This window comes from Bifidobacterium bohemicum DSM 22767, from assembly GCF_000741525.1.
GTDB classification, from domain to species: Bacteria; Actinomycetota; Actinomycetes; order Actinomycetales; family Bifidobacteriaceae; genus Bifidobacterium; species Bifidobacterium bohemicum.
In genome coordinates this window covers 25,441-42,563 of sequence record NZ_JGYP01000001.1, presented here as the reverse complement: position 1 = coordinate 42,563, position 17,123 = coordinate 25,441, and the positions used below count along the sequence as shown (strand labels likewise).

Sequence of the window (17,123 nt, the reverse complement as noted above, 5' to 3'; positions counted from 1 at the left end):
CATTGCGTTTGATACGGCGCGTGAACGCGCAAAATCAGATAAGGAATCGTGATGACGCTAGAAGAATCTCAATACGAAACCGTCACAGCCGATGAGACGGTGCCGGCAGACATCATGTCAGAGGCCAGTGAGGAAAAGAGCGGCTCTAAGTCCAATCTGGCAACATTGTTGCTGGGAACCGCAGCCGAGTTTTTGGGAAGCCTGCTGATATTCGTGTCGATTTATTTGATTTCGGCCATCAGCATGACGCTCTACGGACCGAACGTCATTCTTTCGAGCCTGACAACGGGGCTTGCCTACGCATTGATGATCGTCATTTTCGGCAGGTTCTCCGGGGGGCAATTCAATCCTGCGGTGACATTGGCCGCCATCCTCACCGGAAAAACCAATATATGGAACGGCATCGCCTACATCGTGGCTCAGGTGCTTGGCGGAATCGTCGCAGGCGGCATCACGATTCTCGTTCTGCCGGTTTCTCAGACGGTTCCTGCTCAAACGTGGTTCGCCAAGGCCATCAACGGATTCGGAAGCAATTCGATTTCTGCGGCCTCACTGCAAAACACGAGGCTGAATTTCGGTCTTCTGCTGGCAATCATTGTTGAGATCATCGCCGGTCTTATCATTACTTCCGCCGCGTTGCATTCAATGGATGACGATGGGAAGCCCACCGACACCGCGGCTGTCGTCATGGGCGCGGCGTATGCTTTAGGCGCTGCAATCACCCACCCGGTTACGGGCGCGTCTCTCAACCCTGCCCGCGCCACCGGAATCGCCATTTTCGCCCACGGCTCCGGTCTGCCGGTCGATCCCCTGGCCCAGTTGCTCTACTTCTGGATTTGTCCCATCTTCGCCGCGACGATTGTGGTTGCGATTTCGATGATCGGCCAAACCATCGAAGACAGACAATCCAACGAACACCAGATCGATGACGACATCTTCATTGAAGAAACCGCCAAAGCGCCACAAACGGAAGCAACGGATACCGACGATGCCGATGTTCAGAACGCTCCTGGCGCGTCCCTTGGCGCTTCCGCTGGGGATGCTTTGGAGTAGTAGTCCCGCGCCAAGAGCGTTATGCGGCATTATTATCCGTAATATCTGTCGCGGGTATGAATTGGGGTCCTGACAAACGTTAGGACCCCAATTCATACCCGTATCAAGATCTCCCGCTAACCACTTATAACGGAAGATCGGACAAACCCACGATCAAACGACATTACATCATCATCTGTATGCTGAAATAGACAAGCAGCAATCCCAATCCGAACGAGATGGAGATGAATGCGTCGAAACCTACCGAACGTGCTTTCCAAGGACTGCGTTGACCGAGTACCAGACGGAACACTCCGATAATGATTGCCGTCAATGCGATAATGACCGTAGCGGCCCTGATGTGACCCATTACTGCGAATGACGTCGCAATCGCCACCAGTGCCGCGACGATCCATTCGAAAACGGGCTTGCCCTCCTGCTCCTCCGACACATACGGATGGCGCTTCTTGTTCATGTCCGCACCCCCTGGCGACGTTTCTTGATAACTCCGATAATGCACATACCTTCTGTATGTAACCAAAGCTCAGTGACAGAAATGACGCTCGCCCGTCAAATACATGGTGACCCCATATCGCTGTGCCGCTTCGATAACCTCCGTGTCGCGAATAGACCCGCCAGGCTGCACAATAGCTTTGACTCCAGCTTCGATCAACGCCTCAGCGCCGTCGGCAAATGGGAAGAAGGCGTCCGATGCCGCCACGGAACCTGTGGCACGATCCATGCCATCGACAAGCGTGTTCGCCCGCTCAATGGCTAGATGGCAGGAATCCACACGGTTGACCTGCCCCATGCCTATTCCAACGGTCGCTCCATCGTTGGCCAGCAACACCGCATTTGATTTGACACAGCGCACAGCCCGCCAAGCAAAGGCCAGATCCTGCATGGTCCTCTCGTCCGCGGGACTTCCAGCGACAAGACGCCAGTTGGCAACATCGTCGCCCGCCGCATCCACACGATCCAACGACTGCATGAGCACACCACCGTCAATCTGCCGGAGCTGCAACCGGCCGGTTGGAGGTTCAGACACACGCAGTATACGCAGATTCTTCTTATGTGCTTTCAGCAGTTCCAATGCGTCAGGCTCGTAGTCCGGAGCGACAATCACCTCGGTGAAAATGGGACGAATGTTCTGAGCCATTTCGAGCGATACCGTCGCGTTCGTGGCTATCACTCCACCATAGGCACTCTTGGAATCACATGCATGGGCCTTCAGATGGGCCTGGGCGACGGTCTGCCCGATGGCCAGCCCGCAAGGATTGTTGTGCTTGCACACGGACACTGCAATCTGAGGCGCGAAATCCCAAACTGCACGCCAGGCCGCATCGGCATCCACGTAGTTGTTGTAGCTCATTTGTTTGCCGCCGAGCTGTTCGGCATGTGCAAAGGCGTCTGGCTCGAAGGTATCCGCGTACAAGGCAGCCTTCTGGTGAGGATTTTCACCGTATCGAAGCACGCTCAATCTCTCCCAGGTGTGCGTCAAATGCCGCGGGAATGTGACTTCGTCCTCATTGGACTGTTCAGAAGCACGATCATCGCCATTTAACGGGTTGACGGTCTGGATGGATTCCGGCCTTACCCAGCGAGTCTTGGTCCACTGCGCGATGGCTGCGTCATAGGCAGCGGTTGTCGCAAAGGCTTTCGATGCCAGCCAACGCCTTTCCTCAAGTGAGAATCCCGTACCGTCTTTGATGCGCTCGGCTGTTAACGCGTAATCTGCGGAATCGCAAACGACCGCCACGCTCGCACTGTTTTTCGCCGCACCGCGAATCATGGATGGACCACCTATATCGATTTTTTCAACGATTGAAGGTTCGTTCGCGCCAGATCGTACGGTATCGGCAAACGGATAGAGATTGACCACCACCAAGTCGAACGGCTCAATAGCAAGGTCGGTAAGCTCACGAGCCTGATTCGGATCGGTCATGTCAGCGAGAATTCCGGCATGAATATGCGGATCGAGCGTTTTGACACGTCCCGAAAGACTTTCAGGAAAACCTGTCACCTCTTCAACCGGCGTGACATGAACGCCGCAAGCCTTCAATACCTTAGCCGTGGCGCCTGTGGAAACCACTTGGGTGCCAGCCTCAACAAACGCTTGGGCAAGAATCTCTATGCCCGCTTTGTCATATACTGAAACCAGTGCACGACGTATCACACGATTGGTATCTGCCATCACCGTCTCCTAGCTTGTTGGTGTATCCGATAAATTGGTGATCTCATCCACGTTTTTATGAACGGATGTATTGTCGTCAACTGCGGAGATATTCGAGCTTGGTTCCGCGGAATTCGTCAAGGACGTGTTCGATTGGGTTGGACCGGTCTGTTGAGGATTGATTGACGGTTCGTCGCCAGGATTAGCAGTGCTTGTATCGGGTTTCGCGTCAGTATTTTGGAACACCTGAGCGTTGCCGCGTATATACCTGGCCACGATGCGAATGGTAATTACCGCTCCTACGACCATAACCGCCACAAGCCAAGCGCAAAAGAATCCGATTCCTATTGTTTTGACGATGATTGAGGTGGCTGTCCTTGCCTCAGGCCCGATGTACGCCAAACGGTGTTCACCCAACGCTCCGGACGACAGACGGAAAAACAGGAATTGGCAAGCCGCCAACAGCGCCGTGGTGACGGCGAAGGAAGCCAGCGGACTGATAAACTGGCCGACCAGATGTCTAAGCCGGTTGGAGCCATGCCAGTCCTGATCAGGTTTGCCGGCCGAAATGGCGAATTCTGTAGGCAGAAACATCTCGATAACGCCTATGACGAAACTGACCAGCATCGGTATCGACACGAATAAGATGCGCAGTTGACCGTTGTTGACTTGCTCAGGGAATATCGCAAAGGCCGGAATAGCGGGTAAACCGGTCGCCCCGCCGGACCACAGGGTGAAAGTGGCCAGATCACCTATCGAGAATCCGGAACCAAAAAGCCAGGATACGGCCCATGCCATCAGATTGGGTAACCACGCAACCGCGCAGATGGAGGTCAGTATCCGCGAGCCAGTTTGCATTGCAGTCATATTGAACACTCTCACGACCGCATGACTGCCGTGCACCGTCCACGCTCCTACGGTGAACAGCCCGCAAACCGTAAAGATCCCAAGTACGATCAAAGCATTGACCAAGCAGAACATCACAGCTTTAAGCGTCATCAATGACAGATGTTCTGCCATCAATTTTTTGGCCTGTTTAGCCAAAGAACGCCATGGCACGGCACCCCACGAAAACCCCAATGAAAAAATGGCGGCGCTCTTAATCGCCTGCATCCATAAAGGGTCGCACAGAGTCACAAGCACGTTCTGCGAAAACACGAACATGGTCAAAACCCACGTCACCAGACCGGTGCAAAACGATTGCCAGTTTGTCGAAATGCGTCTGGTGAGCGTGCAGATCAGCCAGATAAGCAAAAAAGTCAGCAGCAACGGAACGATGGTCAGTCGAACCGTTCCTGAGACAAAACCGATACCTTGACTCAAAAGTACGATGGCCAACGTCAAGGATACAGAAAAATCCGAAAGCGGGCCGCCGCCCTCCTCAATGGAAATCACGAGTAGCATCAAGGACATAAAAACGCCTAGCGTAACGGTAAAAATCGCCATCGAAACAAATGCGATGACGATACCGCGAAGCCAAGGTCTTTTATGATTGTTCATCGGCGCCTGTCATTCAAAGCTTCTCGCATCAGATCGGCGGCCCGCGCTGGCGTGTTGCCTACAGGTATGCCCACCGCTTCGAGGGCTTCCCTCTTATCCTGTGCGGTGCCTTTCCCGCCGGACACGATTGCACCGGCATGACCCATCTGTTTGCCTTCAGGAGCTGTGAAGCCTGCGATATAGGCCACCACGGGCTTTGTCATGTGATCCTTGGCCCACTGGGCTGCATCCTGTTCCGCATTCCCGCCAATTTCACCAATCATCATCACGCCTTCAGTGGCACGGTCCTGTTCGAACTGCTGCAGGGCTTCAAGAAGGGTCGTGCCGACGATAGGATCACCGCCCACACCCAGACAGGCCGTGAAACCGATATCCTTCAGTTCGTCCATCATCTGATAGGTCAATGTGCCGGATTTGGAAACCAGACCAAGCGGACCACGGCCGACGATACCATCCGGGATGATGCCAAGGTTGACTCCGAACTCGTTCGAATGTTCCGGCAGCGTCATCAGTCCGGGACAATTCGGCCCTACGATACGGATGCCATGCTCGAGTGCCAGTTCCACGCAGTACGCGGTATCCGCAACCGGAATGCCTTCCGTAACCACCACAATCAAGCCGATGCTGGCCTCAATGGCCTCAACGATAGCTTCCTTGGCGAATTTCGGAGGCACAAATACCACACTCGCCTTGGCACCGGTAGCCTCTCTCGCCTCGCCACAGGTCGCATAAATGGGGATGTCTGCCGTATGGAGTTGGTTACGAGCAAACGTAAATGATGCGACACTGCCCGCCTTGCGTGGGTTAACCCCTCCGACAATATTGGTGCCCGCTGCGAGCATGCGCGCGGTATGTGTCATGCCTTGGTGACCGGTCATTCCTTGCACGATAACCGGTGAACCCTCTTCGAGGAACAACGCCATCACTTGCCTTCCTTGCCGGCATATGCCAAACGCGCCGCTTCTTCAGCCGCCTCTTCCATAGTGGAACGTACCACGAGATTCGGGTTGTCTAACGCTTTAAGAATCTCGAGTCCTTCCACGGCGGCATTACCATCAAACCGTACCACGATGGGTTTGGAAGCATTCAGTTTGTCCATTGCGGAACAGATGCCTTCGGCGACCTGATCGCAGGCCGTAATGCCGCCATATATATTGATGAACACGGATTTCACCTGCGGATCGGACAGTACGATGGACAGACTTTCGCTCATCACCTCGGCCGACGCTCCACCGCCAATATCGAGGAAATTTGCTGGTGCCGCACCCGTACCTTGTGCTACTCCAGCCCCATGCACGGCATCCAACGAACTCATCACGAGTCCTGCACCGTTGCCTATCACTCCGACCTGCCCGTCGAGGTGAACATAATGCAATCCATGTTCTTTCGCGCGCCGTTCAAGAGGATTGGCAGTGGCGGCGCTGGCAAAGCGTTTCCAACCGTCATGCCTGAACGCGGCGTTGTCGTCAAGGGAAATCTTCGCATCAAGTGCCGAAAGACTCTTGGAAGCTTCGTCATCGGGCTCACCAACCTTGGCCAAAGGATTGATCTCCACCAACGTAGCATCATTGGTCTTGAAGCACCGCCACATGCGTAAAAGCACTTCGGCCGCCTGATCGATGTCGGCATGATAGAAGCCGATGGACTGTGCCATACGGCGAGCCGCCTCAAGATTGAAATCTTCCAAGGCACTGATATGCAACCGCTTGACTGACTCCGGATGCTCTCGTGCAATCTCCTCGACTTCGGTGCCACCATTGGCGGTAGCCAACACATCGAAATCCCTGGAGGAACGATCCAGAGAAATCGAAACGTAGTATTCATGCAGAACGTTCTTCGCCTCAGCTATCAGTACCCCATTGACTTCATGACCTGAAATGGTCATGGGCAGGATTTGCTGAGCACAGGCGCGCACTTCATCTCGATTTCCGGCTAGCTTGACACCACCGGCCTGACCGCGATGACCGATACGCACCTGAGCCTTGACGACGCAAGGATACCCTATGCGTTCCGCAGCCTCAACCGCCTCATCGGTGGTACGGGCGTACACCCCTTCCGGAGCATTGATGCCTTGTTCCGAGAGAAGTTCACGCGCCTGATATTCGTAAAGATCCATAACGGCCTTCCTGCATTCGATTTCACGTTGTTATCGGTCTCTTCACGATGGCTGAAGTGGCTTCAGGCATGCATCGTAATCAGCGAGCTGCAAGGCACTTGCCCCAGGCTTCCCCTGCCGTTCAGACCTATCAGCTCCATGACAAAGCTAAAACCGACAACCTTGCCACCGGCCTGCTCGATAAGATCGGCCGCAGCCTGAGCGGTACCACTGGTCGCAATCAAATCGTCGACAATCAGTACACGGTCTCCTGGCTTTACCGTCCCCTGTTCGATTTCGACACGAGCCTGCCCGTATTCAAGATCGTAACTTTTCCCGATGGTTTCCGGCGGTAGCTTTCCGGCTTTTCGAACCGCGACGAACCCTTTGCCAAGGTTGTAGGCAAGCGTCGGTCCAATCAGGAAGCCTCTGGCTTCGAGACCAGCGACATAGTCGAACTCGCTGATCGGCACCGGCAACGCGAGTTCCAGAGCCTTCATCATAATTTGGAAGCCACGAGCATCGGCAAGCACTGGCATAAAATCGCGGAAAAGCACATTTTCGTTCGGAAATCCCGGCACCGACCGGACCAATGAGACCAAGTATTCGGCGTCCGCCTCTCCCACTTTTTTCAATCCGTTGATGGTGATATCGGAACCTGACATGTATATCCTTTTGACTGCTGAGTTATTCGAATACGATTACTGTCGAAATGGTGTTGTGATAAAGGCGAAATCAGTCGTGGGCCTTTTCGGATGCATCCGAACCTTCGCTCATGCCGCCTTCGGAGCCTTCCTCAAGCGAAACGTCGGAGTCGAAAGCCTTCTGATCGATCTTGGAATCATCCTTGGATGCAACCGGCGAAGACTTGCCCTTTACCTCATCATTGATCGGGTTGCCCCGCTCGTCGACCTCGTCATCATCAATGAATGCAGGACGCACATATTCCTTGTTGACGGCACCCGTGGTGAACCGCATCAGTGTACCTTCCGAATCAATGACAATCTCTTCGTATTTCTTATCAACGGAAACAATCGTACCGATGACACCGCCAACGGTGACGACCAAGGTCCCAGGCCGGAGGGAGCTCCGGAAATCCCTGACCTGCTTCTTGGATTTACGACTTGACAACCATGTCAGGGCAATCAGACCGGCTAAAAAAATAATAAGAAAAAGCGTGCTGCTAGCGCTAGTCACAATAAGCTCCTGACGTACATTGTTTGGATCACGAAGATATGAAGCCCCACAACCATTAATTTTAGAATAGCTTGTTGACATCATCAGGTGGTTCGACACCTAGATGATGCCATGCTTTTTCAGTGGCAACGCGCCCTCTGGGAGTACGCGCCAGGAAGCCCTCACGTACGAGATACGGCTCGCAGACCGTCTCGACCGTTTCGGCCTCCTCTCCCACCATCGCAGACAGATTGTTCAGTCCTACCGGACCTCCGTCGAAACGTTTGACCATGGCCTGCAGCACGGCAAGGTCAAGACGGTCCAAACCGGCCGAATCAACCTGATACAGTTCAAGCGCGTCTTCGACATTACCTGGTGTGACCTCACTGAGATCATGCACCACGGCCCAATCACGCACCCGTCGTAACAATCGGTTGGCAATTCGAGGCGTCCCACGGCTTCTCATTGACAACTTTTCAGCGCTTCCCGAACCCAGACTGACACCTAGTACCTTGGCGCTACGTTCGATAAGCCGCTCCAACTCCTCATGCGGGTAAAAGTCGAGATGCGCCGTGAAGCCGAATCGTGCACGCAACGGCGAAGGAAGCATACCTTCGCGGGTAGTGGCTCCGATTGCGGTAAAACGCGGTAATGTCAGAGGAATTGACGAGGCTCCAGGTCCCTTGCCTACCATGACATCGACACGGAAATCCTCCATTGCGATATACAGCAGTTCCTCAGCAGGCCTTGGCAAACGATGAATCTCGTCGATGAACAACACTTCACCGGTATCCAAAGAACTGAGAATCGAAGCCAAATCGCCGGCATGTTGTATCGCAGGACCTGAAGTGACACGGATCGGCACGCCAAGCTCCTGGGCGACGATCATAGCCAGCGTCGTCTTACCCAGTCCCGGAGGACCGGCCAACAAAATATGATCGGGCGGCACATCCCGTTTACGAGCCGCATCAAGGAACAGCTGCAACTGCGCCTTAAGCGTCGGCTGGCCAATGAACCCCTCTAAGGAGTGCGGACGCAACTGTTCGTCGCTGACCTGTTCGTTACCCTGCGGTTCCGAAGAGACCATGCGCAACGACTCCTCACGTGCACCGTCATTGTATTGGGCGTTACCGGTACCCATCATATTCACCTACCCCGGTCGAGCGATGTCAAAGCGAATTTCAGCACTTGCGGCACATCGACGTTGCCAAGAGGTGTGCTGAAATGATGTTCCTGACAAACCTTGGCCACGGCGTGTTCAGCATCGCGTTCACGCCAGCCCAACGAAACCAGACCGTCGATGACCTGCGCAGTACCTGCATCATAAGAGGACGACCCGTTCGAAGTACCTGCCAACTCATCAAGATTGATGGAGCCCCTCAACTCTAGGATGATCTTCTGTGCTCCCTTCTTACCCAATCCCGGAGCTTTGGCCAAGGCAGTGGCATCTCCGTCCATCACCGTACGAGCCAAACGTTCGGGCGGCAGGGTCGAAAGCAGCGACAAGGCGACGCGCGGACCAATGCCGCTCACCTTCTGCAATTGAAGGAACATCTTTTTAGAGGCAGTCGCAAGAAAACCATAGAGTGTAACCGCGTCCTGCGAAACGTTGAGCGAAGTGTAGATCTTGAGATCTTGCCCTGAATGCATGGATGACAGGTCTGAAACGGGCATGCGTACTTCAAAACCGATGCCATTGACATTGATCAGAGCCGTGGCCGAGTCCACCGACTCGACTGTTCCTTCGATCATCCCTATCATCTCGCGTCTCCCCTTGTATTCAGAACGAGTCGTGAATATGCGGAACCCCGTTTCAGCATGCTGAAAGCGATTCCCAAATCGGCGTTCGACCGCTTATCACATTTCGAACATCTGTTCGACAGCCTACATGCCCCTATCGACCCCATGCGACGACTTGGCGCGTTGCGCCGCTGAAGCCCACTGCCGCTGCGCAAGCGTGAGATGCTGTTCTCGTTCGCCCCCCTGCAAGGCACCAGCCGGACGTAAAGCATGACAGATAGCCTGCGCCAGTGCGTCGGCAGCATCGGCGGGCTGCGGCAATTCATTCAAATTCAAAATTCGCGCGACCATGCGCTCCACCTGAATTTTTTCAGCCCTTCCATTACCGCACACTGCCATCTTGGCTTCAGTCGGCGTGTGCAACGCCACCGGTATGCCATGCTGTGCCGCGGCCAGCATCGCCAGCCCCGCGGCTTGCGCGGTACCGAGAACCGTATTGCGGTTCTCCTGCGCGAATACACGCTCAACGGAGACGGTGTCGGGCTTGAAAAATTCAATCTTCTCAGTCAGCCCATTGTAAATGTTCAGCAATCGCAAGTCCTGCGACTCATGTGGATCGGAACGCACCACATCCACATGAACAAACGAAAGCCGACGCGATGCGTCGGCTTCGATCACGCCGACCCCGCAACGGGTTAGTCCAGGGTCGACGCCAAGGATGATCACGAAGAAATCACTCCTCTTCGTCCAACTGAGCCATCACCTCGTCGGAGGCCGTCCAGTTGCTGTAGATGTTTTGCACATCGTCAAGGTCATCGAGATTGTCGATTAAGCGCGAAACCTTGCGTGCATCGTCAAGCGAAAGCTCGATTTCGTTCTTCGGACTCATGACCAGATCCGCCGAATCGTAGTCGATGCCGGCTTTTTGCAATGCCTCACGAACCGCAACCATGTCGGAAGGATCGGTAGATACCACATAGACCTCACCTTCATCGCTGACATCATCAGCACCAGCTTCGGCGGCGATCTCAAAGACCTTGTCGTAGTCCAACCCTTCAGAGGGAACTACAATCTGGCCCTTACGTTCAAAGTTGAAGCTCACCGAGCCCGAGGTTGCCAAGGATCCATTGCCCTTGCCCAAAGTCGAACGCACCTCAGCCGCCGCACGATTCCGGTTGTCGGTAAGGCACTCAATAATCAGACCGACGCCAGCAGGGGCATAGCCTTCGTAGGTGATGCTTTCATAGTTCGCAGCTCCTGCTTCGGCGCCGGAACCACGCTTGACCGCACGCTTGATGTTGTCCGCGGGCATTGAGGCTTTCTTGGCCTTGACAATGGCATCATAGAGCGTCGGATTCCCGTCAGGGTCGCCGCCACCCAGCCTTGCGGCGATCTCGATGTTCTTGATGAGTTTGGCGAACAGCTTGCCGCGCTTCGCGTCGATGGCGGCCTTTTTATTCTTGGTGGTCGCCCACTTGGAATGCCCTGACATATTGCTCCTAGTAGGTATATGAAAACGTAAACGTCTCAATTCTAAGCCGGTTTGACGACAAAAAGACGACATGGCCGACGGATTCAATTCTGATTATCGTCCTTCATCTGACGGCGCACCTCGAAGATACGCTGAAAAACAGTGACGGTTCCAAGCACGGCCAAAACGACGATGAATCCAGCCAGTACAATCGGCATTCCAGTCAGCCCAGTGACCAACATGCCGACAATGATGATGACCAGCCGGTCACTGCGCGTGGCGATGCCGTTTTTCGCTTCATACCCCACCGATTCGGCACGTGCCCGGGTATAAGAAGTGACGAAGGACGTCATCATGGCATAGAGCGTGGCACCGATGCCGACCCAGCCAATCAGGTTAGCGGAGTTCATGCCGCCTGAGGCAATCGACATGCCGCCGTGAAGCGGGAAATACAATGCCACGGCCAGCAGCACCGCCCAATCCACCACACGGTCGAGCGTCGAATCCAGGAAGGCACCAAATTTCGTGCCACCGGTGGTCAACGCGGCGACCGACCCGTCAAGAGCGTCGAAAGCCGCAAGCACTGCGATAAGCAGCGACCCGGGAACCAGCCATCCCGTCACTGCCGTGACGATGACCACGATGATGGTGTCGAACGCCCCGATAACCGTCACAGCGTTAGCGCTCAGCCCTAGAGCGACCAAGGCTTTCGCCACTGGTGCGATCAGGCGTTTGAATGGAGTCCGTAGCTTTTCAAGCATAGTAATCTTCGATATCTTTCGGGTGAATCGTGAACTCGACAGTACGCTCGACAAAACCGTCAAAAGCTTCGAATAACTTGCCGTAGAAAGTGTGATATATCACATTGTTCTTCACAGCACGGCATGTGAGCAGTCGTGTTCCACAGCTGGACCGTGGAGCACGACTGATGTTCGGTTTGAAACAGTTAATTCAGCGCAGGTGCCGAAATTTCGGCACCGATCGCATCCGCGAAATCCTGTGCGCTGTTGACCTGAGCACGCTCGTTGATGACCTTGAGAATCCAGTCCTTGGCCTGCTTTACCGGTACACCGTTGAGCTGACTTCCGTCTCGGAAACGGAAGCTGACGGAGTCCCTATCCACATCATCTTGACCGACAATAATGGTGAAAGGCACTTTCGACTTCGAGGCATTGCGAATCTTCTTGCCGAAGCGATCGTCGGACCTATCCATTTCGCAACGAACCAGCTCGTTTTGCATCGAATCAATGAACCGCTCAAGATGTGGTGCAAACTCGTCAGCCACAGGAATGCCCGTAATCTGCACCGGAGCCAGCCAAGCCGGGAACGCGCCGGCATAATGCTCGAGCAGAATCGCGAAGAACCGTTCGATGGAGCCGAACAGAGCACGATGAATCATCACAGGACGCTGATGCGTGCCATCCTTGGCGATGTATTCGAGTCCGAAACGTTCGGGCAGGTTGAAGTCGAGCTGAATCGTGGATACCTGCCAAGTGCGTCCGATCGCGTCACGTGCCTGCACCGAGATCTTCGGGCCGTAGAACGCGGCCCCGCCCGGGTCGTCCACCAGTTCAAGACCGGAATCCTTGGCAACCTCGGCCAACGTCGATGTGGCCTCTTCCCAAATGTCGTCGGATCCGACGAACTTCTTCTCATCCTTGGTGGAAAGCTCAAGGTAGAAGTCGTTGAGCCCGAAGTCCTTCAGCAATTGCAACACGAAGTTGAGAATGGACTTGAGCTCGTCCTTCATCTGCTCGCGCGTGCAATAAATATGCGAATCGTCCTGCGTCAAACCACGCACACGGGTCAGTCCGTGCACCTCACCGCTCTTCTCGTAGCGGTAGACCGTACCGAACTCGAACAGACGCAACGGCAACTCCTTGTAAGAGCGCTGACGCGACTTGAAGATGAGGTTGTGCATCGGGCAGTTCATCGGCTTGAGATAGTAGTCAAAGCCCTGCTTGGTGACATTACCTTCCTCATCCTTCTCCTCGTCAAGGTGCATCGGCGGGAACATGCCGTCCTTGTACCATTGCAAGTGGCCGCTGGTCTCATACAAACCACCCTTGGTGATGTGCGGGGTCTGCACGAAGCTGTATCCGGCCTTGCGATGCATCTTGCGGGAGTAGTCCTCCATCGCATTGATTACCGCGCCACCCTTGGGATGAAATACGGGCAGCCCCGGCCCGATCTCCTCGGGGAAGGAGAAGAGGTCCATTTCCGCTCCCAGCTTCCGGTGATCGCGCTTGGCGGCCTCCTCCATACGGGTCTGATACGCCTTGAGGTCTTCTTTGCAAGCCCATGCCGTACCATAGATCCGCTGCATGGACGGGTTGTGCTCATCGCCCAGCCAGTACGCGGCCGCAGCGCGTTCGAGCTTGAACGCCTTGACGTAGCGGGTGTTGGGCAGATGCGGCCCCTGGCACAGGTCAGTCCATACGACGTTGCCTTCGCGGTCCACGTTGTCGTAGAAGGTGATCTCACCCTCATTCGGCACCTCGGTACCGACCGTCTCGTCGATATCGGCCTTCTTCTTGCCGATCAGTTCAAGCTTATATGGTTGATCGGCCTCTGCCGTGCGTGCCTCCTCCTCAGTGACTACACGACGTTTGAAAGCCTGCGACGAAGCAATGATGCGCTTCATGCGCTTCTCGATCTCCTTGAGATCGTCGGGAGTGAAGGGCTTGTCGACGTCAAAGTCGTAATAGAAGCCGTTCTCGATAGCCGGTCCGATACCAAGTTTGGCGTCGGGACGTATCTCCTGGACCGCTTGAGCCATCACGTGCGTAGCCGAGTGCCGCATGATTCGCAGCCCGTCCTCGCTGTCTATGGCGATGGATTCTACGGTGTCACCGTCATTAAGCGGAGTGTACAGGTCACGGGGCTCGCCATTCAAACGTACAGCGATGATGTCTTTGTTGTCGGCGAAGAGATCGGTGCCGGTCTGACTGGCCCCCACCTCCTTGTATTCGCCGTCGAGTGTTATGGAGATGGTCTTGTCAGCCATGGTTGTCCTTTGCTTTCAGGGCCCGCGTTACTAGGGGCAGGCCGGGACGAAAATCAACAATGACAACGATATGAGGTCATGTAGACATCGAATTGAACTTACATGAGTACAATTTCAGAGACGAACAATCCGTCAATAAAATGATTAGAAATCCACTAAAGGAAAACACTGACACAATATAAGAGCGGACAACGGGACTCGAACCCGCGGTCTCGACCTTGGCAAGGTCGCGCTTTACCAACTAAGCTATGTCCGCGAAAACCTCTCGGCTCCGTGGGTGATACTGGAATCGAACCAGTGACCCCTTCCGTGTGAAGGAAGTGCGCTAACCGCTGCGCCAATCACCCAAACGCATATTGAATTGTGAAACAAAAACCGGAGTCTCCTCCGGTTTTTGTGGGCGATACAAGATTCGAACTTGTGACCCCTTCCGTGTCAGGGAAGTGCGCTACCTCTGCGCCAACCGCCCGGGTCTTTGGAAACGGAAAACCGAAATCTTCCATTCCGAGGTGGGTACGAGAGTCGAACTCGTCTATACGGCTTTGCAGGCCGCTGCCTAACCGATTGGCTAACCCACCGTAAGGTCGTTACAACTCCTCGGACCTAGAGCGGACAACGGGACTCGAACCCGCGGTCTCGACCTTGGCAAGGTCGCGCTTTACCAACTAAGCTATGTCCGCATGTCCTCAGGACATCACCTGAGCACAAGGAATAACTATATAGCCTCTTGGCGATTTTGCCAAACCCTGCGTGTCGGCCTGTTCGACGCGATTTGGAAGTGGGCATATATAAAACCAAGAAAACCGTCTATTTCACTGGTCTTCCCCCGTTATATATAACAGTTTATGCATACTGCTCATTCACCTATGGCGAATAGTTGCATAGACGAACAACAAAGACACTAGTCTGTATAACCATGATGGATCAATCAAGCAAAAGAGTCATGATTTGTGCATTCGAAGGATGGAATGACGCATGCCATGCGGCCACAAATGTGATTCATCACCTCATTTCCCATTACGATGCCACAGAGGTACGTAATATACGGTCTGATGCATATTACGATTATAAATCGGTTCGTCCCGTTATTTGCCATATGGACGGAACAGCGCGCATCATCTGGCCGGAAACTTCGTTTTATGACATCACCATCAATCCTTCAACCCACATTTTTGCGCAGATCGCACCTGAACCCAATTACAAGTGGGTGGAGTACGTACGTCGAAGCTTGCGGATAGCCGATGAGCTCGAAATCGACGAAATCATCACACTTGGCTCCATGTTCGCGGATTGCCCGCACACCCGTCCCCTGCCGATGGACGAACTTGGATTTGATCCGATTCATAAGGTCATGGACTACGACTCTTCGATGCGCGACTATGGTCCTTCAGGCGGTTGCGCCTGTGACGGACCCGTGGGCATCACAACCGTCTATGACGCCATAGGCAAAGAGGAAGGATTCGACACGACCTCACTGTGGATTTCGATACCGCAATACCTCTCCGGCGACGATTGCGCCCAAGCCACATTGCAGATGCTACGTCGGTTGTCAGATCGAATCAAAGTGCCGCTTGAAGAGTATGATCTTCCTGAGAAAGCCGCTCATTGGAGTGCACAGGCCTCCGTACTGCTCTCCTGCAACGACGAATTGAGAGAATACGTCAATCTGCTTGAAAAGCAATATGACATGGGCTCGCAGTTGCAGATCCTTAACGAGGAATCGAGAGGCGACAGGCTCGCCAAAGAGGTCGAAGAATATCTTGAGCAGCTCGATAAGTGATTGATATGGACGCCCGGCACGATAGAGCAATCTTCTGGGAATAACACCTTAACGATATATGCGAAATGGCTGTGCCGCATGAACGAGGATTCTTGTCCATGCGGCACAGCCATTCATCATGCATGTGTTAAACCGCACACGCTCACGGCGTTATCGAATCATAATGACGTGTTCGGCGAACTCGGCAACCACATTCGCCGCGGCAGGGTTCGCGTGCAGCACTCCGGCGACCAGCAGAACAGCGACGAGAATGGCAACCACGATACGATAGACGGCAAATGCCTTGTATGAGAAAGTCGAGACGAACTTCAAAAAACCGATGATGACAATGTACCCAACAAAGAAACTGATCACAGTGGCGGCAATGGTTGCCCCCCACCCTGGAAAATTCGGCTGTGTCTTGTAATCGACCACGGCTTTGCAGGCCTCGAGTAAACCGGAACCGAAAACGGCCGGAATGGCCATAATGAAACTGACACGCACGGCGGATTCACGCGTGTATCCCAAAGCACGACCGAATGTGATGGTGCCTCCGGAGCGGGAAACGCCTGGAATCAGCGCAAGCATCTGCCCCACGCCAAAGAGCAGGGCATCCTTCCAGTTCATCTCCCGAACCGTTTTGCGCTGAGGACTTCTGGCGTCCACAACCCACAGGATGACACCAAAAACCAGAAGCACAGTAACGGTGATCCATAAATTACGCAGCGTCGTTTCGATGGCATGCTGAAAAAGAAGCCCGGCGATGAGAATCGGCATCGTTCCGATGATGACGAACCAACCTTCCAGCGCCGACTGGTCGCCGAAACCGAGACGGTGCCGCCAATCCGTTCCATTGCGGCCGAACAGACAGCGGAACCAGTGCGTAAGAATCCTCACGATGTCATGACGGAAGTAGAGGATGACCGCAAGCTCCGTACCGAGCTGGATAATAGCAGTGAAGGCGGCTCCGGGGTCGGAACCAAGCATCAGGTCCCCGACGATGCGAATATGCGCACTCGACGAGACCGGCAGGTACTCGGTCAAGGCCTGCACGATTCCCAGGATGATCGCTTGGAAGAAATTCATAGCACCTCTTTACAACGCACGTTGGCATTCGGCCGAGCTCAGTGAACCAGAAAAACACTCGGCACGATGTGGCAGATAACCACT

Annotated in this window: 16 protein-coding genes and 5 tRNA genes; 2 read left to right on the top strand and 19 right to left on the bottom strand. The window is 54.2% G+C overall.

Translation table 11 applies throughout. The features are described from left to right. Positions 1 to 51 precede the first annotated feature (51 nt). The gene (locus BBOH_RS00190; protein WP_052118082.1) at positions 52 to 1,053 is read left to right on the top strand and encodes an MIP/aquaporin family protein; all 1,002 of its coding nucleotides are present in this window, start codon (positions 52 to 54) and stop codon (positions 1,051 to 1,053) included. Between the two features lie 163 nt (positions 1,054 to 1,216). Here BBOH_RS00190 and BBOH_RS00185 read toward each other — a convergent pair whose 3' ends face one another. From BBOH_RS00185 to BBOH_RS00100, 18 genes are all read right to left on the bottom strand, one after another. Beyond that, positions 1,217 to 1,507, bottom strand: a complete 291-nt coding sequence (locus BBOH_RS00185) for a hypothetical protein (protein WP_033520145.1) — start codon at positions 1,505 to 1,507, stop codon at positions 1,217 to 1,219. 69 nt (positions 1,508 to 1,576) lie between these two features. Then, complete coding sequence (purH, locus tag BBOH_RS00180) at positions 1,577 to 3,226, bottom strand: bifunctional phosphoribosylaminoimidazolecarboxamide formyltransferase/IMP cyclohydrolase (RefSeq protein WP_033520144.1); 1,650 nt, start codon at positions 3,224 to 3,226, stop codon at positions 1,577 to 1,579. 9 nt (positions 3,227 to 3,235) lie between these two features. Beyond that, positions 3,236 to 4,705, bottom strand: a complete 1,470-nt coding sequence (locus BBOH_RS00175) for a cell division protein PerM (RefSeq protein WP_052118081.1) — start codon at positions 4,703 to 4,705, stop codon at positions 3,236 to 3,238. After that, the gene (gene sucD, locus BBOH_RS00170; RefSeq protein WP_033520143.1) at positions 4,702 to 5,628 is read right to left on the bottom strand and encodes a succinate--CoA ligase subunit alpha; all 927 of its coding nucleotides are present in this window, start codon (positions 5,626 to 5,628) and stop codon (positions 4,702 to 4,704) included. Before sucD ends, BBOH_RS00175 begins: the two co-directional genes overlap by 4 nt. After that, positions 5,628 to 6,821, bottom strand: coding sequence for an ADP-forming succinate--CoA ligase subunit beta (gene sucC, locus BBOH_RS00165; RefSeq protein WP_033520142.1), 1,194 nt, complete (start codon positions 6,819 to 6,821; stop codon positions 5,628 to 5,630). Before sucC ends, sucD begins: the two co-directional genes overlap by 1 nt. 62 nt (positions 6,822 to 6,883) lie before the next feature. Beyond that, complete coding sequence (locus tag BBOH_RS00160; protein ID WP_033520141.1) at positions 6,884 to 7,465, bottom strand: adenine phosphoribosyltransferase; 582 nt, start codon at positions 7,463 to 7,465, stop codon at positions 6,884 to 6,886. Between the two features lie 70 nt (positions 7,466 to 7,535). Beyond that, the gene (locus tag BBOH_RS08390) at positions 7,536 to 7,997 is read right to left on the bottom strand and encodes a preprotein translocase subunit YajC (protein WP_044097982.1); all 462 of its coding nucleotides are present in this window, start codon (positions 7,995 to 7,997) and stop codon (positions 7,536 to 7,538) included. A 61-nt stretch (positions 7,998 to 8,058) separates the two neighbouring features. After that, positions 8,059 to 9,117, bottom strand: coding sequence for a Holliday junction branch migration DNA helicase RuvB (ruvB, locus tag BBOH_RS00150; protein WP_033520553.1), 1,059 nt, complete (start codon positions 9,115 to 9,117; stop codon positions 8,059 to 8,061). 5 nt (positions 9,118 to 9,122) lie between these two features. Beyond that, the gene (gene ruvA / locus BBOH_RS00145; RefSeq protein ID WP_033520140.1) at positions 9,123 to 9,737 is read right to left on the bottom strand and encodes a Holliday junction branch migration protein RuvA; all 615 of its coding nucleotides are present in this window, start codon (positions 9,735 to 9,737) and stop codon (positions 9,123 to 9,125) included. A gap of 123 nt (positions 9,738 to 9,860) precedes the next feature. Next, positions 9,861 to 10,442 carry a crossover junction endodeoxyribonuclease RuvC gene (gene ruvC, locus BBOH_RS00140; RefSeq protein WP_033520139.1) on the bottom strand — a complete coding sequence of 194 codons (582 nt, stop codon included), beginning with the start codon at positions 10,440 to 10,442 and terminating at the stop codon, positions 9,861 to 9,863. 7 nt (positions 10,443 to 10,449) lie between these two features. Next, the gene (locus tag BBOH_RS00135; protein ID WP_033520138.1) at positions 10,450 to 11,208 is read right to left on the bottom strand and encodes a YebC/PmpR family DNA-binding transcriptional regulator; all 759 of its coding nucleotides are present in this window, start codon (positions 11,206 to 11,208) and stop codon (positions 10,450 to 10,452) included. A gap of 83 nt (positions 11,209 to 11,291) precedes the next feature. Further along, positions 11,292 to 11,948, bottom strand: coding sequence for a CDP-alcohol phosphatidyltransferase family protein (locus tag BBOH_RS00130; protein ID WP_033520137.1), 657 nt, complete (start codon positions 11,946 to 11,948; stop codon positions 11,292 to 11,294). Between the two features lie 185 nt (positions 11,949 to 12,133). Further along, positions 12,134 to 14,194, bottom strand: coding sequence for a threonine--tRNA ligase (gene thrS, locus BBOH_RS00125; RefSeq protein ID WP_033520136.1), 2,061 nt, complete (start codon positions 14,192 to 14,194; stop codon positions 12,134 to 12,136). 183 nt (positions 14,195 to 14,377) lie between these two features. Next, positions 14,378 to 14,450: transfer RNA gene (locus tag BBOH_RS00120), tRNA-Gly, on the bottom strand. Between the two features lie 18 nt (positions 14,451 to 14,468). After that, positions 14,469 to 14,541: transfer RNA gene (locus BBOH_RS00115), tRNA-Val, on the bottom strand. Between the two features lie 50 nt (positions 14,542 to 14,591). Next, positions 14,592 to 14,663: transfer RNA gene (locus tag BBOH_RS00110), tRNA-Val, on the bottom strand. 38 nt (positions 14,664 to 14,701) lie between these two features. Further along, positions 14,702 to 14,772, bottom strand: a tRNA-Cys gene (locus BBOH_RS00105). A gap of 29 nt (positions 14,773 to 14,801) precedes the next feature. Continuing rightward, positions 14,802 to 14,874 (bottom strand) — tRNA-Gly (locus BBOH_RS00100). A gap of 263 nt (positions 14,875 to 15,137) precedes the next feature. Here BBOH_RS00100 and BBOH_RS00095 point away from each other — a divergent pair. Then, positions 15,138 to 15,974, top strand: coding sequence for a PAC2 family protein (locus BBOH_RS00095; RefSeq protein WP_143242337.1), 837 nt, complete (start codon positions 15,138 to 15,140; stop codon positions 15,972 to 15,974). Positions 15,975 to 16,124: 150 nt separating this feature from the next. Here the strand turns inward: BBOH_RS00095 and uppP are convergent, their stop codons facing one another. Then, positions 16,125 to 17,039: an undecaprenyl-diphosphatase UppP gene (gene uppP / locus BBOH_RS00090; RefSeq protein WP_044097981.1), complete on the bottom strand. Its 915-nt coding sequence runs from the start codon at positions 17,037 to 17,039 to the stop codon at positions 16,125 to 16,127. Positions 17,040 to 17,123: the final 84 nt, after the last annotated feature.